The organism is Sorangium sp. So ce296, from assembly GCF_051529605.1.
Taxonomy (GTDB): domain Bacteria; phylum Myxococcota_A; class Polyangia; order Polyangiales; family Polyangiaceae; genus Sorangium; species Sorangium cellulosum_D.
In genome coordinates, this window is the sequence record NZ_CP150325.1 from 13664957 (window position 1) to 13689686 (window position 24730).

Consider the following 24730-nt stretch of genomic DNA (forward strand, 5'->3'; position numbering starts at 1 on the left):
GTTCCGGCTTCTCCAGACCACCTGGAGCCGTCGAGGCGCACCGCAAGGGGCCAACCGGGCGCCGGTGAGCTCGGCGCAGTCGCTCGTCCAGCACGGACCTCCCTCCCGGCGCGGGGCCTCGCCCTGCCGGCGCGCGGCCCTGCCCTGCACTTGCGCCACGCGCCGCGGCCTGACCGCCGCGCCCCCGCGCCTTCCGCGACGCGACCTCCCGCGCCCGAACCGCTGGACGGCCACGCTGAATCGGGCGACCATACGCACCGCGCAACCCACCTTGCGCCACACTGGCAGAGCTCTCCCCCATGCTTTCGCTGCTGCGCCTCGAGCCTGCCGTTTCGATGTCCCACGGAGGACCGTGCACCGCCGCCGGCGCCTGACGCGCGCCGCGCAGCTCGCCTTCTGCCTCGGTCCGGCGCTCCTCTCGGCCGCCCCTTCGCGCCCGGCGCGCGCGCAGCTCGCTCCACCGGCGCAGCCTCCCCGACCGGCGCCCGCCGAGCAGCCCCAGGCGCAGCCGCCCGCGCAGGCCCAGCCCGCGCCTGCCGCGCAGCCGCCCGCGCCCCAACCCGCGCCCGCCACGCGACCGGCGCCCGCCGCGCAGCCGCCCTCGCCTCCCCCTCCTGCCCCCGCCGCGCCCCCCCTCGAGGTCGTCGTCACCGGCACCCGCACCCCCGAGAGCAGCCAGCGCGCCACCGTGCGCACGCGCGTCGTCAGCCGCGAGGAGGCCGAGCGCCGCGGCGCCACCAACGTCGGCGAGGCGCTCGACGGCGAGCTCGGCGTCCAGGTCAACCCGAGCGCCTACGGCGCCCTCGGCAACCCGAGCGCCATCCAGATCCAGGGCTTCGACCTCGACCGCGTCCTCGTCCTCGAGGACGGCGAGCGCGTCATCGGCGACAGCGGCGGCGCCATCGACCTCTCCTCCCTCCCGCTCAGCGACGTCTCCCGCATCGAGCTCGTCACCGGACCGACGAGCTCGCTCTACGGCGCGAGCGCCATCGGCGGCGTCGTCAACGTCCTCTCCGCCCCCCCGGCCCACCCGGGCTTCAGCGGCCGCGGCCGCGTCGAGGGACGCAGCCGCGCCGGGCTCCTCGCCCAGGCCTCCGGCGCCTACCGCGGCGAGCGCGCCTGGGCCAGCGCCGACGCCTCGTTCCAGCGGGAAGACAGCCTCACCCTCCTCGAGGACAGCGCCGCCACCGCCCTGCCCGGACGCGCGCAGCACCTCGTCGGCCTGCGCGCCGGCGCCGCGCTCGGCCGCGGCATCGACGTGCGCCTCCGCGCGCGGTGGATCCACGACGAGCAGGACGGCATCGAGCAGCCGCCACCGCTGCCAGGCCTCGGCGTCTATCTCATCGACGTCCCCGAGGTGACCGACCGCTTCACCCTGCACCTCACAGAGACGCTCGATCTCGGCGGGGGCTCCAGCCTGCGCCTCGCCGCCGGCCGGCAGTGGGCCTACCGGACGAGCGAACGCAACCTGCGCGGCTCCCCCCAGTCGGAGCTGCGCGAGCGCACAGGCTCCCTGCAGAGCTACGAGGCCATCGCCACCATCGCCCAGGGACGGCTCACCTGGGTCGCCGGCGCGCGCGCCGAGGTCGAGTCGCTCACCCAGGAGCGCCGGCGCACCGACGTCTCCACGTCGGGCATCTTCGAGAGCACCGCCGACGAGGTGCCCGACACCGAGCTCGGCAGCGCCGCCGTCTACGGCCAGCTCGCGTGGAAGCTCACCGACAGCCTCACCCTCATGCCCGGCGTCCGCGGCGAGTACTGGCCGCGTTACGGCGCCGTCCTCGCCCCGCGCCTCGCCCTCGCCTACCGGCCCGCGCCGTCGCTCACGCTGCGCATCTCCGGCGGCCGCGGGTTCCGCGCGCCCAGCGCCAAAGAGCTCGGCTTCTCGTTCGATCACTCGGGCCTCGGCTACATCCTCGAGGGCAATCCGGAGCTCGCCCCGGAGACGTCCTGGGGCGCGAACGGCGATGTCACGTGGATCCCCAGAGAAGGCCTGACGGTGCGCGCCGGCGCCTTCGCGAACTGGGTCGACGACCTGATCGACTTCGACCCGAAACCCATCGACACCTCCGGCGGCGTCGACACGTATACCTACATGAACGTCGCCAAGGCGCGGACCGCAGGCGTCGAGCTCTCGGCGACGCTCCAGGCGGCGTCGTGGCTCCGCGCCGAGGCCGGCTACGCCTACCTCTGGACGCGCGACGACACGGACGATCGCCCGCAGCCGCTCTCCGGCAAGCCGCCGCACACCGCGCAGGCGGCCCTCCGCGCCGACCTGCCCCTCCAGATCGAGCTCGTCGCCCGGCTGCGGACGATCTCCAGCGCGTTCATCGAGGTGGACGAACACGGCATGACCCGCCGCGCGCCCGGCTTCACCACGCTCGACGCGCGGCTCGCGCGGCCGCTCTGGCCCTCGTCGCAGGCCTACGTCGGCGTCAGGAACCTGCTGGGCGCGCAGAAGGACCCCAACCGCCGCAACGATCACCGGCCCCTCGAGGGGCGCACCGTCTACCTCGGCGTCATCGCCGAGCTACCGTGGGAGGACTCATGACACGATGGTCCGTCGCAACAGCCCTTCTCCTGCTCACCCCGGCGTGCAGCGACGACGTGGGAGGCGGCGCGCAGACCGAGGACGGCGCGCTCCTCGAGGTCGAGGTGCCGGCCGCAGGCAGCGTCTTCCTCCGCCTCGCCACGCCGGAGGTCGTCGTCCCCTCCGGCGATCCCGCGGTGTCCACCGACTGGGATCTCGCGTTCTCAGGGTACGACGTATTCACCAACAGCGGCCTCAGCGGCCCGGGCGAAGGCGGGGCGCTGCCGCTCACCCTGGAGGACTACACGGCAGGCCAGCTGCCAAACACGCCCTTCCTGCTCCAGGACGAGGCCGGCGGCGCCTTCACAGGGTGGTACGCCTACGACGGCGAGACGCACGTCGCCTTCAGCCGCTATCACATCCACGCGATCGAGCACGAAGGGCGGTACTGGAAGCTCCAGATCCTCTCCTTCTACGGCGAGATCGACGGAGCGCCGGTCACGGGGCTCTACCAGCTCCGCTATGCCGAGGTGCTCCCCGACGGCTCCGGCCCGACGGTCGACATCGAGGATCTCGACGCGACCGCCGGCGGCATCGACATGCCCGAGACCGCGCCGAGCGCCTGCCTCGACCTCGCGAGCGGCGAGCAGCTGATGCTCACGCCGGAAGAGGCGCGCGCGTCGACGGCGTGGCACGTCTGCTTCCGCAGGTCGCAGGTCAGCGTCAACGGCGAGCTCGGCGGCCCAGGGACCGCGCGCGGCGCCGATCTCCAGGAGCAGGAGGCGAGCTCCGAGTCGCTCGCCGAGGTCAAGGAGCGGACCGCCGGCTCGGAGAAAGCACGGTTCGACGCGGCCGACCACGCCGCCCTCACCGATCCCGCCGTCGTGTACCGCGGCGACCACATCGCCACGGCCTTCACGGGGCGCTGGCTCGATCGCGGGGCGAGCCCGCCCGCGCCGGCGAAGGACGCCGCGTGGCTCGTCCAGAGCGCAGACGGCCAGTCGCGCTACGTGGCCGTCATCGAGCGCTTCGAGGGCGCGACGGACGCCTCCCCAGGTCGGGTGATAATGCGCGTCAAGCAGGTGGAATGACCGCCACTCCCGCCATTTGCGTTGCGGGACGGTCACAAGGGTGCGCGGCGCGTGACATCGCGCCAGGACCCGAGCATACTGCGCGCGCGCTGAGGGACGGCCTCATCCGCGGTAAGGAGCATGCTTATGACAGAGTCGCCTGCACCCGCATCGAGCGCCACAGGTCCGTCCCGCGGGACGCCGGACGGCGAGCGCGGGGCGACGCGGGCGCGCCGTGGGGGGCTGCTCGCCGCGGGGGCGCTCGCCGCGCTCGCCGCAGGCGCCTGCGGCGGCAAGGTGGTGGTCGACGGGTTCGAGCCGACCGACGGCACCGGCGGCTCCGGCGCAACAACGAGCTCCGCCACCTCGAGCTCCTCGGGCGTCGGTCAAGGCGGCGAGATCGGCGAGGGAGGCGCGCCGCCGATTCCGCCCCTCGTGAAGGAAGAGTTCGCCGACGTCACCGCCGGAAAGAGCATCCCGGTGCACGTCCCGCCCGGCACCCTCGGCATCACGGCCGTCGCTCAGCTCGTGACCTCGTCGCCGAGCTGGGATCCGGTCGGGATCGAGAGCATCACCGGGCCCGACGGCAGAGCGTTGGTGTCGAGCTACTCGATTCCCGGCACCCTGGCCCACTTCTTCAATCATGGCATTGGCACGGCCGCCGTACCGCAGACTGGCACAGCGGCCTCCGTGCCACTTGTGCCAGGCACGTACTGGATCACGGTCGGCGGCGGCACCACCGGCACGCTGGCGGGGCCGGCGCGCCTCTCGGTGTGGCGCCGCCAGACGCTCGATGGGCGCTTTCACGGCGGGAAGATCGACGTCAACGCCTTCATCGCCGGAAACGCGGTCTCCGAGGACTACATGCGGCGCGCGCTGCGCGCTGCGTACAGCGGGTTCGTGGGGCTCGACGTGGGAGAACTCACCGTCCATCACCTCGGGTCGGAGTGGGCGGTCATCGACGAGGAGCTCCTCCCCAGCGTGCTCGAGCAGACGGCGGGCGCCGCCGGCAGGCCGGCGCTCAACGTGATCGCGGTGGCAGATTTCACCGGGCGGCTCGAGATGGCGGCCGGCGCGACGCCCTCCGCGCCCTCGGTCGCGGTGGAGCACGGGACGCACCTCAGCGGCATCGTCGTCGCGCTCTTCGGGGATCTCGAGGCCGACGCCGTCATCCTGCGCCACGAGCTCGGCCACTTCGCGGGGTTGTTCCACACCACCGAGATGGAGGCCGGCTACGCGGATCCGCTGGACGACACCGCGGAGTGCGAGGACATGGGCCTGCCGTACGAGCGCTGCCCCGATTACGACAACCTCATGTTTCCGACGGGGGGCGACTTCTCGAGCACGATCACGCCGCAGCAGACGCGGATCGTGCAGGCGAGCGCGTTGTACCGGGGCGTCGTCGAGGACGGCGGCGGCGCGGCGTCTCCGCTGCCGGCCGATCCGGGTGCGTCGGCGAGCGAGGCGCCCGTGGCGCCGCCGGCCCCGGGCGGGTCCGCCCGGGCTGGGGCGCCCGACCGCCGCGCCTGGGCGGCCGCGCTCCCGCCGCGCGCCGCGACCTTGCTCGCGGGGCATTTCTGCGGCCACAGCGCGGCCCTGGGCACAGGCTTCTTCGGGTGGCTCCGCGCGGCCGGCGGCGCCGGCGCCGATCGGCTGCTCGCGGTCGGCCGCGATCCAGGGGCGCCGGCGCACGTCAGGGCGCGCGCCCTCGCCGCGGCCGGCCGCGCTGCCGCGGCGTCTGCGCCCGCGGCGCGCGTGGCCGCGGAGCTGCAGGCCCTCGCCGCAGATCCGCGCCTGCCGAGGCGCGCGCGGCTCGGGGCCATCCAGGGGGTCGCCTCGGCGTCGCCCGACGCGGCCCGCGCGCTCGCGGCGCGGCTGGCGGCCGATCCCGACGAGGTGGTCGAGCAGATGGCGGCGCGCGCGGCGCGGTGAGCTCCGGTCACGCGCTCGGCGAGGGTGCCCCCGACGAGCGCGACATCGCCGAGCTGCTCACCGCGCGGCCGAGGTGAGCTGCGCATAGAGCGCGGCGTACTCTCCCATGATCGTCCGGGTCGCGTAGCGGCGCTCGGCGCGCCGGCGCGCGGCCGCGCCGAGCTGCGCCCTGCGCGAAGGGTCGTCGCGCAGGGTGCGAAGCGCGTCCCGCAGCGCCGCCTCGTCCCTCGGGGCCACCGAGAGGGCCACGCGGCCCTCTTCGCCCTCGATGACCTCGGGAATGGCGCCGACCGGCGTGACGACGCAGGGCAGGCCGCTCGCCATGGCCTCGAGCACCACGTTGGGCAGCCCCTCGGCGTGGCTCGGGAAACAGGCGATGTCCGCGCCGCGGTACGCCTCGGGCATTGCGGCCGCCGGCACCTCGCCGAGCAGGTCCAGGCGGCCCTGCCGCGCGAGCGCCCCGAGCGCCTCGTCCAGGCGCCGGGCGTAATCCGCGGGGCACCCGGCGGCCCGGGGCCCCGCGAGCGCGAGGGTCAGCCCCTCGACGGCCAGCACCGCCCGCGCGAGCTCGAGGACCCCCTTGTTCGGGGTGATGAGGCCCGCGAAGAGCACCCGCAGCGGCGCCCCGGACGCGCGCGGCGCGCGCGGCGCGGCGGCGGGGTGGAAGACCTCGGTGTCGACCGGGTTCGGGACGTGGACGACGCGGCCGCCCGGAACCAGGCCCTGCACGTACTCCTGCAGCTCCTCGGCGAGCGCGACGACGGCGGCGGCGCGGCCGAGCACCGCGCGCACCGCCTGCAAGGTGGGCCACGGAAGGGCGCGCAGCCAGTCGATGATCTGCGTCGAGAAATGCAGGTGGAGCACCGCCGGCACGCCCGCGCGACGGCACAGCTCCACCGCGAGGCCGTCGCGGGCGGTGGCCCAGAACAGCGTGGTGCACAGGTGAACGACGTCCGGCCGCCGCCGCGCGAGCAGCCGGTGGAGCTCGGACAGCGATTCGCCGGCGCGGACCACGCGCGCCGGGCGAAACCTGCTCTCTGCGTCGACGGCGGCGCTGTGGGGCGAGGTGTCGATGACCTCCGCCTCGATCCCCGCCGCCGGCGCCGCGTCGAGATAGGTCCGCATCCACCGCGTGATCCCGCCGGCAGGCGGCGGGAGGGGGCCCCAGAGCGCGACGCGCATGGGCTAGAAGCGCGCCTCGGCGGCGATGTGGTCCCAGTGCTCGCGGAACCACGCCACGGTGATCGCGAGCCCCTCGTGCAGGTCCATCCGCGCCTCGAAGCCGAGGACGCGCTTGGCCTTCTCGATGGACGCGCCGCGACGGCGCTGCGTGTCCCACGCGCGCCGCTCGACGAACCGGACCCCGGCGCGGTTGTCGGTCATCTCGTTGATGGCGCGCGCGAGGTCGAGGATGGCGGTCTCGTTGCCGGACGCCAGGTTGAGCGCCTCGCCCGAGGCGCCCGCCGTGGTGCCAGCCCGGAGCAGCCCATCGACGATGTCGCCCACGTACGTGAACGAGCGGGTCTCTTCTCCCGTGCCGGTGATCGGCAGAGGCTCGCCCCGGAGCGCCCAGTAGACGAAATTGGGGATCACGTTGCGGTAGCGGCCAGGGACCTCGCCCGGACCGTACGAGTTGAAGAGGCGGACCCGAACGGTGCTCAGCCCTTCCTGCCCGGTGAAGTAATTGCAATAGAGCTCGCCGAGCAGCTTGGTGGCCTGATACGGCGTATGCACGTCGAGCGAGGTGTAGTCCTCCGGGACGGGCCGCGGCGGATCGCTGCCGTAGGCGGCGCAGCCGGACGAAGCGAAGACGACGCGATGGACCCCGCGCCGCCGCGCGTGGCGCAGCACCCGCAGGGTGCCGAGGCCGTTGACCTCGAGATCCCGCTCGGGGTTGTCCACCGAGTTCTGGTTCGCGAACAGCGCGGCGAGGTGGAAGACGTGGGAGGTCTCGTCCCGGAAGACCTCCGCGAGCAGGTCGTCGTCGACGACGCTCCCCTCCACGAAGCGCACGCTGCTTCGCGCCGGAATGGACCAGCGGTACGAGGAGGAGAGATCGTCCACGACGATGACCTCCGCGCCCGCGTCGGCCAAGGCCGCGGTGAGGGAGCTGCCGATCGCGCCGGCGCCCCCGGTCACGACGACCCGCCTGCCCTTGTAATTCTGCCGGATGCTCGCCATCTCTTCTGTCATTTCGCGCATGGAATCCTCCTCTCCACAACGCGCAGGCGCGTTGCGTCCTCCCGTTCCCCAGCCGCGCGCCGGCGCGTTCGTGCGCAGGCGCGTTGCGTCCTCCCGTTCCCCAGCCGCGCGCCGGCGCGTTCGTGCGCAGGCGCGTTGCGTTCTCCCGTTCTCCAGCCGCGCGCCGGCGCGTTCGTGCGCAGGCGCGTTCGTCACGCGCTCAGCTCGCCGCGCGCGCGAAGACCTCCTCGTAGCGAGTCACCAGCGCGTCGCGCGTGAACCAGCGAAGGAAATGGCGGCGGCCGGCCTCCCCCATCGCGCGCCGCGCCTCGGGCGTCATGTCGCGCAGCCGCCGCACCGCGGCCGCGAGCGCCGCCGGATCCTCGGGCTCGCAGGCGAGGCCGCCCCCGCTGTCCCGGACCAGCTCCGCCGGATCCCCGCTCGCGGCGACGAGCACCGGCCGGCCCGCGGCCATGTAGGCCGGGATCTTCGAAGGGATCGTGAGCTCGAAGCACGGATCCCGCTTCAGGTGCGAGAGCAACACGTCGGCGAGCGCGAAGAATTGAGGCATGCGCTCGTGAGGCTGCTGGCCGATGAAGACGATATTCGAGAGGGCGCGCGCCTCCGCCTCGCGCCGGAGCCGTGGCGCGTCGATCCCGTCCCCGACCATGACGAACCGCACGTCGTCGAGGTCCCGCAGCAGCGCCGCCGCGTCGAGCACGCTGAAGAGCGCCTGGGCGGCGCCCATGTTGCCCGCGAACAGGACCACGAACCGCCCTGTCAGCCCGTGCTCCGCGGCGAGCTGCGGATCGGGCTCCACCGGCTGATAGATGCGGTCGTCCGCCCAATTCGGGATGAGGTGCACCTTGTCGGCCGGGACGCCTTTGCGCGTGAGCGCGCGCGCGAGGCCAGGGCTGATCACGATGAGCGACGCGGCTCTCCGGTACAGGGCGCGGTTCACCCGATCGATGCCGGCGAACACGTGCGGGTTGCCGAGCATGCCTGACGCCGCCGCGGTCTCGGGCCACAGGTCCTGGACCTCATACACCCACGGAATGCCGCGGAGCGCGGCGAGCCAGGAGGCCGCGACCGCGAGGCTCGGCGGCGGATTGTGGACCCAAGCGACGTCCGCCCGCCCTGCGAGCGCCGGGCCGAGCAGCGCGGTCGAGACGCCGAAGCTCGCGTAATTGAGCGTCCGTCGAAGGCGGGATCGGCTGTGGTCGAGGTAGATCGGGAGCCGTATCACCCGGGTTCCGCTCACGTGCTCCACGTCCCAGAGGCGCTGCCGGTATCCCGGGTAGAGGCGGCCGTGCGGATAGCTCGGGAATGCGGTGATCGATGTCACCTCGTGCCCGCGCGCAGCCAGCGCCTCCGCGAGCAGGTGGGCCCGCGAAATGGGCTCGGGGTGATACCACTGAGATATAAGGAGTACCCTCACCGTCCCACTTCGTTGCACGGGCGCCCGCCGATATTCAACCGTCGAGCTCGACGCGCTCTCCTGGCGCATCACCCGTCGGCAGCCCCGGAGGCACCTCGTGCGATCGGATTCCCGAACGTAGTACAAGGTGTGCCAAGGTGAGACACACCGGAGCAGCTCCCGGCGTTCGCTGTGCGGCCGCGCTGGCCCCGCCGCCGGCCATCCGTGGCCGGGCTCCTGGCGGGCGGCGCTAGCCGGCTTTGGACCTCGCGGCCGTGGAGATCAGGCCCGTACCGGCGACGGCGCGCGCGAAGTCCAGGCCCGTCAGCACGCCGCGGAGCCGCCGCCCCTGCACCACGAGCACGCGCCGCGCCTGCGCCGCGTGCGCGGCGGCGGCGGCCCGGTGGAGCGGGGTCCGGACGTCGAGACAGACCATGGCTGGGCTCATCACGTCCTCGACCGGCGAGTCGGAGAGCACTCCGTGCGCGAGCAGCGCCTCGGTCTGGGTGAACATCCCCACCGGCCAGCCGTCCGGGTCCACCACCACGAGCCCGCTCACCTGCGCCGTCGTGAGCCGATCGGCCGCGAGCGCGAGGGGCGCGTCGAGCGGGATCGTGTACGCGGGGGCCGACATGAGCTCGGCGATCGGCGTCGCCTCCCGCGCCTCGACCAGGGCCAGGAGGAGATCCTTCGTGCTGAAGACCCCGGTCAAGTCGTCGCCATCGCGGACGAAGACGCGGTGGATGCGGTGCTTCAGCAGCACGCTCGCCGCCTGGACGACCAGCGTCGTGCGCCCGACCGTGATGATCCCCGGACGCAGGACGTCGCGCGCCGGGACATCGGGCAAGGTCAGCAGCATTCCGCGGCTGTTCGTCTTCGTCTCGAACCGGCCGAGCCGGAGCAGGTCGGTGCGAGAGAGCACGCCGACCGCGCGCGACGCCGCGTCGAGGATCGGTACGCAAGAAATTGCGTGTTCGCCCAACAATCGGTGGACCTCGGGCAGCGGGGTCGTGTCGGGCGCCGTGATGACTGCGCAGGTCATGTAACGCGAGACGGGTGTCGCAAAGCGCATCATGGGGAGGATTCCTCGAGGACGCCGGCGCGGATCTCGGCAGGCGGCGCGTCAGCGCGCAGCGGACCGGAGCAAGAAGCGATCCGGAATGCCGCGACGCGCCGACGAGCTCGGTTGTCGCAGGCGCCGGGGGTTGCGCGGCGCCGCGAGCGGGCTCACCGCCGGCCGCGCGGGCGCAGACGCCGCGCGTGGACGCGCCATCTGCGCCGGGGTGTGCTGCGAGCTGGGCAGTTTCTCGACGCGAGCGCCGAGCTCATCCACGCCAGCCAGCGATGTCCCAAAATGCATCACGTGGGGTGCCGTGCAACGCAGCCGTCAGCGCACGGCCGTGGCGGAATCGCAGATTTCAGGCGCCCGGCCGCCGGGAGCAGCGCGTGTACAGCGGGCTCCCGGCGGCCAGGCCCTCGGCGACTCGTCTCAGGCGACCCGCGGCTCGGACGCCGGGCCGCGAGCGGCGCCGTCACGAGGCCACGAGCGATGGTCGCGCCGTGGCGCGGGACCGGAGCTCGCCTTGGCCTCGCTGCGCCGGTTACGGGGGATTACCACCTGCCGTAGCCACCGTAGCCAGGGCTGTAGTTGCCGTAGTTGAACGGCGGTCTCCAGGAGCCGCCCCAATCGCCCCAATCGCCCCAGCCGCAGGGCTTGGGCTTGTTCCAGCCCGGGCCCCAGTTCCCGCCGCCCCAGTTCCCGCCGCCCCAGTTCCCGCCGCCCCAGTTCCCGCCGCCCCAGTTCCCGCCGCCACAGTTCCCGCCGCCCCAATTCCCGCCGCCCCAGCCGCAGCTCCGCGGATTCAGAGAACCGCACAGCGCCTGCGAGGTCTCCTCGACCTCCACGGCCTCGGCCTCGTCCATGTCGGTCTCGTCGGTGCCCGCCTCGCCCGCCGCGCAGCCGGCGGTCAGGGCGGCCATCGCCATCGCAACATGCATCCACCTGCTCTTCATCAGCTCGACCATTTCTCCCCCTTCCACGACCCGCGACATCCGCGGGCCGTCAGGCCAGTCGGAGGTCGCAGAGAGCAGCGCTCATGCCCGAGAGCCGGTGTGCACAGGCTGCCGCCCGGCGGCGCGCGCGGCGGGCGAGAGGCTGCGATAAACCGACAATCCTAAACAGCGCACAGCGCGGCGATCGAGGCCCGTTCACCCGCGCCGGATCGCTGGGCAGATAAGGCGCTTCGGGGCGCGCGCAGCGCACAGCGGCTCGCCGCGGCGGGCGCCCTCGCGCGGCGCGACGAGCCACGGAATACACGCCTTTCGCGAGCGGTGGACTTCTCGGCGGGGGCCGCCTCGCGAGGCGTCTCCGACGATTCGAGGCCTCCTCGCCGGCAAGGTGGGGCGATGGGCGACGACAGCATACTCGCGCTCACCGATCTCGGGCGATCCGCGCCGCCCGCCCGGCGCGCTCAGCTCACCTCCTCTGCGGTCATGTGACCAAGGGTGCTCGGGAGTAGCGCTGTGGGCGCCTCGCGATACGCGCCCCAGCGCTGCTGTCGGGCCGGCGCTCGCGACGCGCAGCGGGGCTGGCGAGCGGCGTCGGTCGGCGCGCTCAGGGGACGGCGACCCAGGTATTCCAGGCCAGCGCGAAGTCGTCGGCGCGGATCTCGTGGCCGCGCCCGGGGTGCACCACGAGCTCGTGCTCCCAGCCGTGCTGCGTGAGCACGTCGGCGAGGTTCTCGGCGCTCGCGACCGTGGAGGCGAGCTCCTCCCCGCCGACGGCGATGTAGATCGGCGGCCTCTCCTGGGAGAACAGGTGCTCCTCGATGACCATCCGGCCGGCGCCGACGAGCCCGGCACCGTCGACGGCGACGAGGCCTTCCAGCGCCACATAGCTCGCGAAGTAGCCCCCGTTGGAGAAGCCCATGACGTAACGCCGGCCGAACGTCCCCCCGAGGATCCGCGCCATCCGCGCCTCGGCGCTCATCCACTCCTGGAGCAGGGCGGGCGCCGCAGCGTCGACCGTCTCGCGGCGCGTCGGCCAGCAGAAATGGGCCCCGACGGACGGATCCCAGGTGCAGAGCCCCGGCCTCCCCCGCGGGAACACCGCGACGACCCCGAGCGCCGCGGCGGCCTCCGCCGCGATCGCCTGGAGGGCCACCGGCAGCGCGTCGGGCGCCATGGCCCCGTGCAGCACATAAAGGATCGGCGCGCCGCGGGGCGCGGTCTCCGGCACGTGGAAACAGGTGTGCTCGTCCAGGCCGATCCACCTCGCGGAGCACCAGTCCGTCTCGACCGGCTCCCAGCTCAGCGCTCCGCCCTCCCCGCCGCCTCCGTCGCCGCCAGCATCGCCCCCGCCGGAAGCGTCGCCGCTGCCGCCAACGTCGCGCCCGCCGGCAACGCCGTCCGCGCCGGCAGCGTCGCCCCCGCCGGCAGCGTCGCCCCGGCCGGAAACGCTGCTGCTGGCCACCTCGCCGGCCGAGGTGGCGCCGCCCGCGCCGCCGCCGTCGGCTGCGCGCGGCGCCCCGGCGGCCGCGGCGTCGCACGCGGCCGGCGCGAGGGCGAGCGCCGCGAGCAGCGCCGCGCGGCCCGCGAGGCTCGATCCGCGGCTCGCCCCGCCGGCCGCGCCCGCAGCCGCGGCGCCCTCGATCGCGCCGCGGGCGCCCCCGTCCACGCCGCGTGCGTTGCGCATGGCCCCATCACGGTGCCGCGCCGGACGCGGCGCCGCAACGCTCGCGCGGCGAGCAGCTCGCGCCCGGGATCCATGGGACGCGCGGCGCCCCGGAATGTAAGCTCGCCCCATGCTTCGCCTCGTCGCGCGCCCGGCGCGCCCCTCGGATTATGACCACTTTGCGCGCCTGTTCGTAGAGCTCGGCATCGACAACCCCGTCCTTCCGCGCGAGCGCTGGGAGAGCGCCTTGGCCAAAGACACCCTCTTCTTCGAGGAGAACGGCGAGGTGGTCGCCTACGCCTATGTCCAGCCGCTGCGCGAGTTCGGCTACGTGCGGCACGTCGTCGTCGCGCCGTCCCACCGCGGCCGCGGGATCGGCGCCGTCGTCATGCGCGCCGTCGCCGCGCACCTCCGCGGCCGCGGCTGCGCGCGCTGGTGCCTCAACGTCAAGCCGGACAACACCGCCGCCTTGCGGCTCTACCGGAGCGCCGGCATGGAGCAGGTCTACACCTTGACCACGTTCCAGCTCGCCTGGGACGCCGCGGCCCGCCTCCCGCGCCCTGCGCGCCCGGTCGCCGCCCGCCCGGCGGAGCCGTCCGACGACGCCGCGGTGGAGGCGGCGTTCGGCTTGCTGCCCGGCCAGGCCGCCGAGGCGCGCGGCCGGGGCGGCCTCGTGCTCCTCTGCCTCGTCGACCCCGCGGCGCCGGGCGCCGCCCCGCTGGGGTACGCCAGCTTCGACCCCTTCGTCCCCGGCGCGTTTCCGTTCCGCGTGGCCGCGCCGGAGCTCGCCGCTCCCCTGCTCGACGCCATCCGCGCCCACGCCCCGCGCGCCCCCGAGGCCCTCCTCGTCACGGTCGAGGACGACGACGCGCTCGCCGCCGCCCTCCGCGCGGTGGGCGCGACCGTGCAGCTCGTCGGCGTGCACTTCCGAGGCGAGATCCCGGACGTCGGCTGAGCCGCGAAGGCCGCTTGCCCTCGCCGCCACGCCGCAGTACCGAGCCGGCCATGACCCCACTTCCCGGCCTCCCCGGCGACTTCCTCGCGGCCGTCCAGCGCGAGTTTCCCGCGGATTTCCTCTCCACCGACGCGTCCGACCTCGCGACGTTCGGCCGCGATTGGACCAAGGTCCACGAGCCGAAGCCCTCGGCCGTCGCGCTCCCGCGCTCGACCGATGAGGTCTCGCGGCTGCTCCGCCTCTGCGCCGAGCACCGCGTCCCGGTGGTGCCCTCGGGCGGGCGCACCGGGCTCGCGGCCGGCGCCGTGGCGGCGCGGGGCGAGCTCGTCGTGTCGCTCGAGCGGATGCGCAAGATGGGGCCGGTCGACGTGCTCGGCGCGACCGTGCGCGTCGAGGCCGGCGCCGTGACCGAGGCGGTGCACCAGCACGTCGCGCCGTACGGGCTCACCTGGCCGGTCGACTTCGCCTCCAAGGGGTCGAGCCAGGTCGGCGGCAACATCGCGACGAACGCCGGCGGCGTGAAGGTCATCCGCTACGGCCTCACGCGCCAGTGGGTGCTCGGGCTCACCGTCGTCACCGCGAGCGGCGCCGTGCTCGACATGAACGGCGCGCTCGAGAAGAACAACACCGGCATCGACCTGCGCCAGCTCTTCATCGGCAGCGAGGGCACGCTCGGGATCATCACCGAGGCGACGCTCAAGCTCACGCGGGTGCCCGAGGGGCTCAACGTGTTCCTGTTCGCGGTGCCGGACCTCGCCGGCGTGCTCGCGCTGTTCCGCGAGGCCCGGATGGGGCCGTTCGTCGTGATGGCCTACGAGTTCTTCACGGAGAAGTGCCAGGCGCGCCTGCGCCGCCACCGCAACGTGCGCGTGCCGCTCTCGGCGCCGTCGGACTACTACGTGCTCATCGAGGTCGAGCGCGGCGAGCCCGAGGCGCTCGAGGCGTGGATCACCTCGCTGTTCGAGCGCGGGCTGGTCACCGACGGCACGCTCGCGCAGCACGGGGCGCAGGCCGCCGAGCTCTGGGCGCTCCGCGAGGGGATCAGCGAGAGCCTGTCGGCGACCGGGCTGCCGCACAAGAACGACGTGTCGCTCCCGATCCAGGAGCTCGAGGGCTTCTGCTCCGAGCTGGAGAGCCTGTTCGAGGCCCGCTATCCAGGGTGGGAGATCGCGCTCTTCGGCCACATCGGCGACGGCAACCTCCACATCAACGTGATGAAGCCCGACAGCCTCACGCGCGAGGAGTTCCTCCGGCGCACCCACGAGGCGGATCACGCGATCTTCACGCTCGTGAAGAAGTACCGCGGCAGCATCTCCGCCGAGCACGGCATCGGCCTGCTCAAGAAGGAATACCTGCCCTACTCGCGCTCGGCCGAGGAGCTCGCGATCATGCGCTCGATCAAGCGGGTGCTCGATCCGCTGAACCTCATGAACCCCGGCAAGATCATCGACGTCTGAGCGCGCCGCGAGGCCCGCTCGGCCGAAGGCCTCCGGCCTGAGGGGCAGACGAGCTCCGACCCGGACACAAGGCGCCGTCTCAGGCCCTCTCCAGAGCCCCTCACCCGCCAGCGCCGGCGCGCGATCCTGGCGGCGCTCCGGGGCGGCGGCCCGTCGTGATAGAACCGCGGCCGTCGCTCGACGGGAGGCGCTCGCCCTCCCAGAGCCTCGAGCGGCCTCTAGCACCGTGCCAACAACCAGCCGTCCAGCGCGCGATCGGCCCCCGCGGCCGTCCTGAAGAAAGGGGAGACGATGATCCTCGACGAATCCAAGCTATCGCACCGGTTCACCGAACGAAGCGGCGTGCGCCTTCACTACGTCGAGGCGGGCGAGGGGCCGCTGGTCGTGCTCCTCCACGGCTTTCCCGAGCTCTGGTACTCGTGGCGCCACCAGATCCCCGCGCTGGTCGAGGCGGGGTACCGCGTGATCGCGCCGGACATGCGCGGCTACAACCTCTCGGACAAGCCCCGCGGCGTCGGCGCCTACGCGATCGACGAGCTGACCGCGGACGTGGCGGCGCTCATCGCGTCGTCGGGCGCGGAGCGCGCCGCGGCCGTGGTGGGCCACGACTGGGGCGGCGGCGTCGCCTGGGCGTTCGCGATGCGGTATCCCGCGCTCCTCGAGCGGCTGGTCATCCTCAACTGTCCTCACCCCCAGAAGCTGCTCGCCGGGTTCCGCACGGCGCGGCAGCTCCGCAAGAGCTGGTACATGTTCTTCTTCCAGCTCCCGAGGGTCCCCGAGCTGATCGCCCAGAGGAGCGGTTACGCGCTGCTCCGCGAGGCGCTGAAGAACGATCCGCAGCGCCCTGGCGCGCTCAGCGACGACGATCTCGCCCGTTACGTCGCGTCGTGGTCGCAGCCGGGCGCGCTCACGGCCACGATCAACTACTACCGCGCGATGTTCCGCCCGGGCAGCCTGCGCGGGCTCTCCAATCCGACCCGCGTCGAGGTCCCCGTGCTGGTGATCTGGGGCGAGCACGATCGCTATCTCGGCGCCGAGCTCGCCGCGCCGGATCCGGAGCTGGTCCCGAACGCGCGGCTCGCCCGTATCCCCGACGCGAGCCACGGCGTGCTGTACGACCGGCCGGAGCGGGTCAATCAGCTCCTGCTCGAGTTCCTGCGGTGAAGCCTGCGCGTCAGCGCGGCGGCGGCGCCGCGCTGCCGTCGTCGCGCGCGCGCCAGCCCGCGGAGCGGCGTCGAAGCGGCTTTTCGCCGCCATGGACCCGTTTGACACGGCGGAGCGGCCGATCGAACCTGCCGGGCGATCATGCTCCGCCGCATCCCTGATCGGAATATCTGGCTCATCTACGGCGCTATCTTCCTTCTCGGCCTCGCCTACGGCATCGCCATCTCCCTCACGGCGGTCTTCCTGAACGACCGCGGGTTCACCAAGACCGACATCGGGCTGCTCGCGTCGTGCTTCGCGCTCGGCATCGTCCTGCTCTCGCTGCCGATGGACGCGCTCATCCGCCGGTTCTCGGCCAAGACCACGCTGGTGCTCTCGCTGGCCGGGTACGCGGCCGCGATCGGCGCCTTCCCGCTCCTGCCGGGCTTCGCCGCGATCGCCGCGGTGCGCTTCCTCGACGGGGCTTGCTCGGTCGGCATCTGGGTGAGCTGCGAGACGATCCTGCTGGCCCGCTCGGACAAGGACAACAAGGCGTTCATCACGAGCATCTACGCGATCTCGATGGCGCTCGGCTACGTCCTCGGTCCGCTCTGCGCGCCGACGATCCTCGCGCTCTCCTCGATGCGCGCGGCGTTCCTCCTCTCCTGCGTCATCTCGCTGATCGCGGCGGTCCTCGTGCTCGCGCGCCTCGACCGCGACCTGCCGGGCATCTCCGCGGCGCACGGAGAGCCCGACGCGGCGGCCGGCGCGGAGCCCGCGGCCTCCTCCGCGTCGATCTTGTGGCGCATCAAGACCGCGTGCTTCGCGACCTTCGCCTACGGCTATTTCCAGGCCTCGGTCGTGCTGTTCCTCCCGCTCTACCTGATGGCGTCGAAGGGGGTGACGCGCGATCAGACGATCCAGATCCCCGCCTACTTCGCGGCCGGCATGCTCGCCTTCACCAACGTCTTCGGCCGGCTCGGCGACCGCCGCGGCCACCTGTCCCTGATGCGCGCGCTCGGCGCGATCGGCACGCTGATGATCCTCGGCTTCGTGTACCTCGATCGGTACGACGTGATGTGCGCGGCGGTGCTCGTCGCCGGGGCGACGCTCGCGTCGATCTCGCCGCTCAGCCTCGCGCTCCAGGGCGTCGTCACCGCGCCGCGCGACTACAGCCGCGCGAACTCGATCTACAACGTCTTCTACGCCGCCGGGATGCTCCTCGGCCCCCCGGTGTCGAGCGCCATCTACGAGGCGTCGGGCGGCGTCGCGATGCTCTACCACCTCGCGGCGCTGTGGGCCGCGTTCGTCGCCTTCGCCTTCGTCTTCGCAGGGGACGATCCGGCGTCGCGGCGCGCGCGGGACCGGATCGAGGCCCCGGCCTGAGGGGGATCGCCTCCGCGATCCCCCATCGACTCAGCCGCAGGCCGCGGGCGGCCGGGCAGCCCGCGGCAGCGCCCCGCCGCTCCTCAGTAAAGAACGCGCGTCCGGAGGCTGGTCTCCAGCGCCCCGATCCGCCGGCTCACCTCGGCCGACACGTCCTGCGACAGGTCCATGATGAGGTACCCGATGTTCGCGTCCGTCGACAGCACCTGGCTGTCGATGTTGGCGTTCACGTCCGACACGATCCGGTTCACGTCGCGGAGCACGCCCGGCACGTTGCGGTGGACGTTGAGGATGCGGTGCGTGCCCTTGAGCGGCGGCAGCTCCACGTTCGGGAAGTTCACCGCGCCCGTCGTCGCCCCCGTGGTCGCGAACTGCGTCAGCGCGCGCGACACCTCGCGGCCGATGGCCTCCTGCGCCTCCTCGGTCGAGCCGCCGATGTGCGGCGTCAGGATCACGTTCGGCAGCCGCTGCAGCTCCGTGTGGAAGCCGTCCGAGTTCGACTCCGGCTCCTCCGGGTAGACGTCGATCGCCGCGCCCGCGAGGTGCCCGCTCTTCAGCGCCTCGGCCAGCGCCGGGATCACCACGACCGAGCCGCGGCTCGCGTTGAGCAGGTACGAGCCCTTGCGCATGTGCGCGAGCTCGGCCGCGCCGATCATGTTGCGCGTCTCCGGCGTCGCCGGGACGTGGAGCGACACGTAATCCGCCTCCGCGAGCAGCGCCTCCAGCGTCGGCAGCGGGCGGTTGTTGCCCATCGGGAGCTTCTGGGCGATGTCGTAGTAGACGACCCGCATCCCCATCGCCTCGGCGAGCACGCCGAGCTGCTGGCCGATGTGGCCGTAGCCGATGAGGCCGATCGTCTTGCCGCGGACCTCGTAGCAGGCCTTCGAGACCTTCTTCCACGTGCCGGCGTGCACCTCGCGCGACCGGTCGCCGAGCTGCCGGGCGAGCATGACGCACTCGGCGATGATCAGCTCGGCGACGCTGCGCGTGTTGCTGAACGGCGCGTTGAACACCGGCACCCCGCGGCGGTTCGCCGCGTCGAGGTCGACCTGGTTCGTGCCGATGCAGAAGCAGCCGATGGAGAGCAGCTTGGGGGCCTTCTCCAGGACGCGCGCGGTGACGTGCGTCTTGCTCCGGATGCCGATCATGTCCACGCCCTCGAGCGCGGCGATGAGCTCGTCCTCCTTCAGCGCGGAGCTACGCGTCTCGATCTCGAACGACCGCGATCGAAAGAGCTCGTGGGCGCTCTGGTGGATGTTCTCGAGCAGGAGCACCTTGACGGGCTCCTTCGCGGCCGGGGGGGTGGTCTGAAGTTTCGTTGAAGTTGGCGTCATGGGCTTCATCCGTCAGGGCCACCTCTACCGCAACTTGGCCGGTTTGCATCTCGGATCCGGCGCCGACGCGGAGGGGTTGCCGTCCGCGCATCCGTTGCGCGCGGCAGACCGCCGCACCTCCCGGCGGCGCGCGCCGCAGGGGAGACGCCTTGCCGAGGTCAGGCTAGATTGCGCCGCATGCGCCACCGCAGCCACGCCCGACTCCCCGCCTTCCTCGCCGTCGCCGCGCTCGCCGCCGCCCCTGGATGCAAGGGGAAGCCCAGCCCCGGCGGCCCGTCGCAGAGCCCCACGACGGCCCCCGACGCGCCCGCCGCGCCGACGGCCTCGACGACGCTCCAAACGATGCCGCCGCCGGTCACGCCGCCGTCGAAGAACGCGCTCATCGAGGACGAACGCAACACGATCTCCGTGTTCCGCGAGGTCGCGCCCGCGACGGTGTTCGTGACGCAGCGCCGCCTCGTCGTGGACCGCTTCTGGGGCACCGCGGTCGAGGTGCCCGCCGGCTCGGGCACGGGCTTCGTCTGGGACGCGGACGGGCACATCGTCACGAACTTCCACGTCGTGGACAACGCGCAGTCGCTCGTCGTCCAGCTCCAGGGGGAGAAGACGTTCCCGGCGAAGCTCGTCGGCGTCGAGCCGCGCAAGGACATCGCCGTGCTCAAGATCGACGCGCCCAAGGAGATGCTCAAGCCGATCCAGGTCGCGCCGCTCCGCGAGCCGCTCGAGGTCGGGCAGAAGGCGATCGCCATCGGCAACCCGTTCGGCCTCGATCACACCCTGACGACCGGCATCATCAGCGCGCTCGGGCGCCAGGTCGAGGGCGCGGGCGGCGTGACCATCCGCGACATGATCCAGACCGACGCCGCCATCAACCCCGGCAACTCCGGCGGCCCGCTGCTCGACTCGAGCGGGCACCTCATCGGGATGAACACGATGATCTACTCGAAGAGCGGCACCTCCGCCGGCATCGGCTTCGCCGTGCCCTCGACGACGATCGCGCGGGTGGTCCCGCAGATCATCAAGACCGGCAAGGCCGAGACGGTCGGCCTCGGCATCCAGCTCGACCCGGCCCACCGCCTGGAGCGGCGCAACGGCATCCGCGGCGTCATCGTGATGGGCGTCGTCCCCGGCGGCCCCGCCGACAAGGCGGGCCTGCGCGGCCTCTCCGAGGGCGACCGCGGGCTCACGCTGGGCGACGTGATCGTCGGGATCGACGGCGCGCCGGTCGACGACTACGACGCGCTCTACAACGCCCTCGACGGCAAGAAGCCGGGCGAGAAGGTGAAGGTCGACCTGCTCCGCGGCGGCCAGAAGACCACCGTCGAGGTCCAGGTCGAGCTCCTCAGCTGAGCGGCCGGCGGGCGCCCCCCTCGCGGGCCCTGCCGGGGCGACGCGCGCTCAGGCGACGATCGGATCGATTAGCCCGCCCTCGAGGCTCTCGTCGCCGAAATCGTCGAGCGGGCCGCCCTGGCCGTTCTTGCAGCCGACGGCCGCGCCGATCGTGTTGAGCAGCTTGTTGTTCGTGACCTTCATATCGACGAACTGGCCGGTCTTCAGGTAGCCCGCGGCGCCGCCGGCGAGGATGTACGGGACCTTCCGGTAGGAGTGGTATTTGTCGGCGTTGTCGTTGAGCCACACCGCCACGCCGTGGTCGAGGAGCGTCCCCGAGCCGAGCTTGTAGGACGAGAGCCGGTCGAGCAGGTGCTTGAACATCCGCGCGTGGATCCGGTCGATCTGGTGGTGCAGCTCCTGCGCGCCCTCGATCGGCGGGCCCTCGGAGCCGTCGCTGTCGATGCGGTGCGAGATCTTGTGGTAGCTCTTCTGCCGCGCGCCGTGGATCGTGTACTCGGTCCCGTCGTTGCCGTCGCCCACCTGGAGCGTCGCCGCGCGCGTCACGCCGCACGCCATCGCGAGCGCGATGATGTCCATCTGCATGCGGGTGACGGTCTCCACGTTCTCGGATCGGCCGACGTTCGGCGAGATCGCCTCCATCTCGGCGACCTCTTCCGGCGGGAGCTCGCAGGCGAGCGCCGCCTCGAGGTCGCGGATGCTGTCGAAGTGGAGCTCCAGCCGCTCGCGATCGCTCTTGCTGAGGTCCTTGCGGCCCATGAGCGCCCGCATCTCCCCGCGCACCAGGTCGTTGACGCTGGCGCGCCGCTCGGCCAGCGCCTGCTGGGCCTCGGCGCCCACGTCGGCGAGCCCGAAGAGCTTCTTGTACGCGTTGAACGGGTTGCGCTCGGCGGCGCGGAGCTGCTTCGGCCCGCGGTACGAGAGCACCTCGTTGATGTAGCCGGCCATCCTGCCGGCGTAGAGCGTCAGCGGCTCGACGCCCGCCGGGTTGAGCTCGGTCGCGATGCGGTTGTCGATCGACTCGCCCATCGCGAGCGACTCGTTCCCCGACGGATCGTCCGACACGCGCGCGGCCGTCAGGCACTGGTTTCCGCCGCCGGAGTGGCCGCACCCGTTGCCCGGGAACGCGAACTGGACGCCGCGGACCATGATCAGCTGGCCCGCGTAGTCCTTGAGCTCGCTGACCGCCCGGTCGCTGTCCCGCTCCAGGGACTCCTTCGACAGCGGGCCCGTCTCGCTCGGCCAGAACATCTCGGGCTCGTCGTTCGTCGCCTGCGCCACGCCGTTCGCCTGGCGCATGAAGATCGCGAAGGGCGGCACGTCGCCCGTGCCGGCCGCCGCGCGCCGGGGCGCGAAGGTCTCCAGGAACGGGAGCGCGACCGTGACGCCAAACAGGCCTCGAAGCACACGTCGTCGGGTGATCATTGCGCCTCCGCGGGAACGCGAGCGAGGAAGGAAGGGGATGAGACGATCTGGAGAATGAGCTCCTTGGTCGAGGCGCCGCCGCGCGACGCCTCGCCGAGCTCCTTGATGGACTGCCGGTCCTTCGCGCCCGTGCTGCGGCCCTGCGCGAACTCGATCCAGCGCCGCGCGTAGCACGCGTGGGCCTCGTCGCTCTCGGCGAGGATCCGGCTGAACTCGATCGCGTCCGCGTAGCTCTTCAGCGCGCCGCCGAACCGGTAGGCGTCCGCGGCGTTGACCGGCACGCCGTTGTCGGTCGTGCGGTACCTGCCGATCGCGTCGTAATGCTCGAAGGCGAACCCGGCCGGGTTGATCCATGTCCCGTGGCACGCCTCGCCGCACGTCCCCTTGCCCGTGTGCGCCTCGACGCGCTCGCGGTTGGTCGCGTGCTCGCCCGGCGGCAGCCCCGTCGCGTTGTCCGGCGGCGGCGGCAGCGCGGCGCAGAGGATCCTGAGGTTCACGAAGACGCCGCGGTGGATCGAGTCCGGCTGCCGCGCCGTCGCCTTCGACGCGAGGAAGCCGAGGCGCGTGAGCAGCCCCGAGCGCTCCGCCTCGGCGAGCTCCACCTGCTCGAATTTGTCCGAGAACTCGCCCTCGACGCCGTAGACCGCGGCGAGGTGGTCGTTCACGAACGCGGTGCGCGAGGTGAGCAGGTCGGTGAGCCCACCCTCCTTGTCGAAGACGATGTGCTCCACGAACAGCTCCGCCTCGCGCTGCATGTCGTCGCCCATCTCAGGGACGAACTCGGGGTAGAGCGCCTGGTCCTTGTTGAGGTCGTGGTACAGCTCGTAGTCGTAGAGCTGCCGGTGGAACGCCCCGACGACCTCGCGGGCGCGCGGGTCGTCGAGCATCCGCTCGGCGTAGGCGCGGACGGCCTCGGGGGTCGAGAGCTCGCCCGCCTTCGCCGCCGCGAGGAGCTCGTCGGAGGGCATCGTGTTCCAGAAGAGGTACGCGAGCTTCGTCGCGATCTCGTGGCCGCTCAGCGGGATGAGCCCGTCCTTCGCCGGCCCGGCGCCGACCTCGACCCGGTAGACGAAATGGGGCGATTGCAGGAACCCCTCGAGCGCCGCGCGCGCGCCCGCGACGAACGGATCGTCGCCTGGGGCGAGCTCCTTGCCGCGGTCGAACAGCGCGAGGTACGCGTCCCGCTCGTCGGCCGTGAGCGGCCGCCGGAACGCCCGCTCGCCGAACCCTTCGACGAACGCCAGCGCCCGCGCCTCCGGCTCGTCCGGCAGGCCGGCGGGCACGATCCGGGCGAGCTTGTCCGGGTCAGCGGTCACCATCGCCGCGAGCTCCTCGGCGGCGCGCTGGTAATCGCTCCAGAGCCCCGGGGTCACGAGGAGCGCAGCCTCGTTGTTGTCGAACACGCCGCCGAGCGGATCGGTCGTGAACGACGCCGAGAGGCCGGGCCGCTCGTCGAGGCGCAGGAGATCGCGCGCCGTGTTCTCCCACTGCGCGTGGCTGAGCCGCGGGAACATGCTGCGCTCGGCGACCTCGGTCGGCGCCGCGCCGCTCCCCGGCGAGCCGCCCGGCGAGCCGCCCGGTGAGGTGCCGTCGCCCTCGTCCCCGTCGCCCACGAGGCCCGTACACCCGGCGAAGAGGAGCGCCGCGGCGCAGAGCCCCGCGCCGAGCGCCCGCCGCCATCGCGGGAAGCGGTCCAATCGATAAGCCAAAGAGATCATCGGATTCTCCTGATAAGCAGCTCCATCTTGTTATGTAGGAAGCACTCTTTACTAACAACCCAAAAAGCGCCTTGATTGCTGGGCAGAGCCCCGGAGATCGGTATAAAACAGACAAATCCAACAGCACCAAACTTCACGCGCTCCTATGTGTGTGGTTTCCGGTGAACACCGGATACGGCAAGAGGTCTCGATGGCTCGCTGCTCCTGCCGAGGCGAGCGCGGTGTTGGCGCCGGGACAAGGTTCGCTGTTGCCGCCGAGCAGCGGGTTCAGCAGGCTCTCCTCGATGCGCCCCGCTCGCCTCCACCGCTGCTCCGCCTGGTCTGCGCTCGCGCTCGCGTCGCTCGTCTCGCTCGCCGCGTGCGAGCGGCGGGCGGCGCCGCCCGACGGCGGCGCCCCCGCGGGCCCCCGCGAGGAGGCGCTGCCCGCCGCGAGCGCGCCGGCCGCCGCGGCGCCCGCCGAGGTCGAGTTCCTCGAGGAGATCACCGGCGGCGCGGACAGGAGCGAGGCGCTCCCCCTGATCGTCGCCATTCACGGGCTCGGCGACAGGCCCGAGTCGTTCGCGGGGCTCCTGGCGGGCGCCGACGTCAAGGCGCGCCTCGTCGTGCCGCGCGGGCTCGCGCCGTACGGCGACGGCTACTCGTGGTTTCCGCTCCAGCAGGCGCTCGCGAGCGACGCGGTGGGACAGGGCATCTTGCGCGCGGCCGCCGCGCTCGCGGCGACGATCGAGCGGATCTCCGCCGAGCGGCCGACGCGGGGCAAGGCCATCGTGACCGGCTTTTCCCAGGGCGGCGCGCTCACGTTCGCGCTCGCCCTGCACCACCCGCGCGTGGTCGGCGCCGCCTTCCCCGTGAGCGGCTGGGTCCCCCCCGCGGTGCTGTCCGGCGCGAGCGCGGCGGATCCGGCGGCCCCGGCGCTCGTCGCGCTGCACGGCGACGCCGATCGGCGCGTGCCGATCGGCCCGACGCGCGACGCGATCGCGGCGCTCGCCGGCCGCGGCGTCAAAACGACGCTGGAGAGCTACCCGGGCGTCGGCCACACGGTGACCGGCGAGATGCGGCGCGACCTCCTGCAGCTCATCCGCGGCGCCGCCGCGGAGATGCGGTGACGGCCGCCCGGGCACAGCCTCGATCCCTCGCGCGCCGCGCGTCGCGAGGAGTG

Annotated in this window: 18 protein-coding genes; 9 read left to right on the forward strand and 9 right to left on the reverse strand. The window is 72.8% G+C overall.

Annotation, left to right across the window (positions count from 1 at the left end; translation table 11 throughout):
- Window positions 1-352: 352 nt before the first annotated feature.
- The 3 genes from WME98_RS50415 to WME98_RS50425 all read left to right on the forward strand — a co-directional run bounded on the left by WME98_RS50415 (window position 353) and on the right by WME98_RS50425 (window position 5532).
- Complete coding sequence (locus WME98_RS50415) at window positions 353-2551, forward strand: TonB-dependent receptor plug domain-containing protein (protein ID WP_437948713.1); 2199 nt, start codon at window positions 353-355, stop codon at window positions 2549-2551.
- Entirely contained in the window at window positions 2548-3621 is a 1074-nt protein-coding gene (locus tag WME98_RS50420; protein ID WP_437948715.1) for an HmuY family protein, read from the forward strand. Before WME98_RS50415 ends, WME98_RS50420 begins: the two co-directional genes overlap by 4 nt.
- A 126-nt stretch (window positions 3622-3747) precedes the next feature.
- Window positions 3748-5532: a hypothetical protein gene (locus tag WME98_RS50425; protein WP_437948717.1), complete on the forward strand. Its 1785-nt coding sequence runs from the start codon at window positions 3748-3750 to the stop codon at window positions 5530-5532.
- 57 nt (window positions 5533-5589) lie between these two features.
- Here WME98_RS50425 and WME98_RS50430 read toward each other — a convergent pair whose 3' ends face one another.
- The 6 genes from WME98_RS50430 to WME98_RS50455 form a co-directional block, all read right to left on the reverse strand.
- Window positions 5590-6714, reverse strand: coding sequence for a glycosyltransferase family 4 protein (locus tag WME98_RS50430; protein ID WP_437948719.1), 1125 nt, complete (start codon window positions 6712-6714; stop codon window positions 5590-5592).
- 3 nt (window positions 6715-6717) lie between these two features.
- Window positions 6718-7734: an NAD-dependent epimerase/dehydratase family protein gene (locus tag WME98_RS50435; protein ID WP_061624285.1), complete on the reverse strand. Its 1017-nt coding sequence runs from the start codon at window positions 7732-7734 to the stop codon at window positions 6718-6720.
- Window positions 7735-7933: 199 nt separating this feature from the next.
- Window positions 7934-9151: a glycosyltransferase family 4 protein gene (locus WME98_RS50440; RefSeq protein ID WP_437948721.1), complete on the reverse strand. Its 1218-nt coding sequence runs from the start codon at window positions 9149-9151 to the stop codon at window positions 7934-7936.
- A gap of 229 nt (window positions 9152-9380) precedes the next feature.
- Window positions 9381-10205: a CBS domain-containing protein gene (locus WME98_RS50445; RefSeq protein ID WP_437948723.1), complete on the reverse strand. Its 825-nt coding sequence runs from the start codon at window positions 10203-10205 to the stop codon at window positions 9381-9383.
- Window positions 10206-10741: 536 nt separating this feature from the next.
- Entirely contained in the window at window positions 10742-11128 is a 387-nt protein-coding gene (locus tag WME98_RS50450; RefSeq protein ID WP_437948725.1) for a hypothetical protein, read from the reverse strand.
- Between the two features lie 616 nt (window positions 11129-11744).
- Window positions 11745-12824 carry an alpha/beta hydrolase gene (locus WME98_RS50455; protein ID WP_437948727.1) on the reverse strand — a complete coding sequence of 360 codons (1080 nt, stop codon included), beginning with the start codon at window positions 12822-12824 and terminating at the stop codon, window positions 11745-11747.
- A gap of 109 nt (window positions 12825-12933) precedes the next feature.
- Here WME98_RS50455 and WME98_RS50460 point away from each other — a divergent pair, with 109 nt between their 5' ends.
- The 4 genes from WME98_RS50460 to WME98_RS50475 all read left to right on the forward strand — a co-directional run bounded on the left by WME98_RS50460 (window position 12934) and on the right by WME98_RS50475 (window position 17744).
- The gene (locus WME98_RS50460) at window positions 12934-13758 is read left to right on the forward strand and encodes an N-acetyltransferase family protein (protein ID WP_437948729.1); all 825 of its coding nucleotides are present in this window, start codon (window positions 12934-12936) and stop codon (window positions 13756-13758) included.
- Between the two features lie 50 nt (window positions 13759-13808).
- A complete protein-coding gene (locus tag WME98_RS50465; protein ID WP_437948731.1) occupies window positions 13809-15215 on the forward strand; it encodes an FAD-binding oxidoreductase in 1407 nt (468 codons plus the stop codon).
- A gap of 291 nt (window positions 15216-15506) precedes the next feature.
- The gene (locus tag WME98_RS50470) at window positions 15507-16379 is read left to right on the forward strand and encodes an alpha/beta fold hydrolase (protein WP_437948733.1); all 873 of its coding nucleotides are present in this window, start codon (window positions 15507-15509) and stop codon (window positions 16377-16379) included.
- A 141-nt stretch (window positions 16380-16520) separates the two neighbouring features.
- Window positions 16521-17744 (forward strand): MFS transporter, encoded by a 1224-nt coding sequence (locus WME98_RS50475; protein ID WP_437948735.1) that lies wholly within the window; start codon window positions 16521-16523, stop codon window positions 17742-17744.
- Between the two features lie 83 nt (window positions 17745-17827).
- Here the strand turns inward: WME98_RS50475 and serA are convergent, their stop codons facing one another.
- Window positions 17828-19087 carry a phosphoglycerate dehydrogenase gene (gene serA / locus WME98_RS50480; protein WP_437948737.1) on the reverse strand — a complete coding sequence of 420 codons (1260 nt, stop codon included), beginning with the start codon at window positions 19085-19087 and terminating at the stop codon, window positions 17828-17830.
- A gap of 168 nt (window positions 19088-19255) precedes the next feature.
- Here serA and WME98_RS50485 point away from each other — a divergent pair, with 168 nt between their 5' ends.
- On the forward strand, window positions 19256-20428 hold the full coding sequence (locus WME98_RS50485; RefSeq protein ID WP_437948739.1) for a S1C family serine protease: 1173 nt from the start codon (window positions 19256-19258) through the stop codon (window positions 20426-20428).
- 48 nt (window positions 20429-20476) lie between these two features.
- Here WME98_RS50485 and WME98_RS50490 read toward each other — a convergent pair whose 3' ends face one another.
- Both WME98_RS50490 and WME98_RS50495 read right to left on the reverse strand, forming a co-directional pair.
- Window positions 20477-21835, reverse strand: coding sequence for a DUF1552 domain-containing protein (locus WME98_RS50490; RefSeq protein ID WP_437948741.1), 1359 nt, complete (start codon window positions 21833-21835; stop codon window positions 20477-20479).
- 14 nt (window positions 21836-21849) lie between these two features.
- Entirely contained in the window at window positions 21850-23571 is a 1722-nt protein-coding gene (locus tag WME98_RS50495; protein WP_437948743.1) for a DUF1592 domain-containing protein, read from the reverse strand.
- A gap of 284 nt (window positions 23572-23855) precedes the next feature.
- On the opposite strand from WME98_RS50495, the gene WME98_RS50500 reads away from it, so the two are divergent.
- On the forward strand, window positions 23856-24677 hold the full coding sequence (locus WME98_RS50500) for an alpha/beta hydrolase (protein ID WP_437948745.1): 822 nt from the start codon (window positions 23856-23858) through the stop codon (window positions 24675-24677).
- Window positions 24678-24730: the final 53 nt, after the last annotated feature.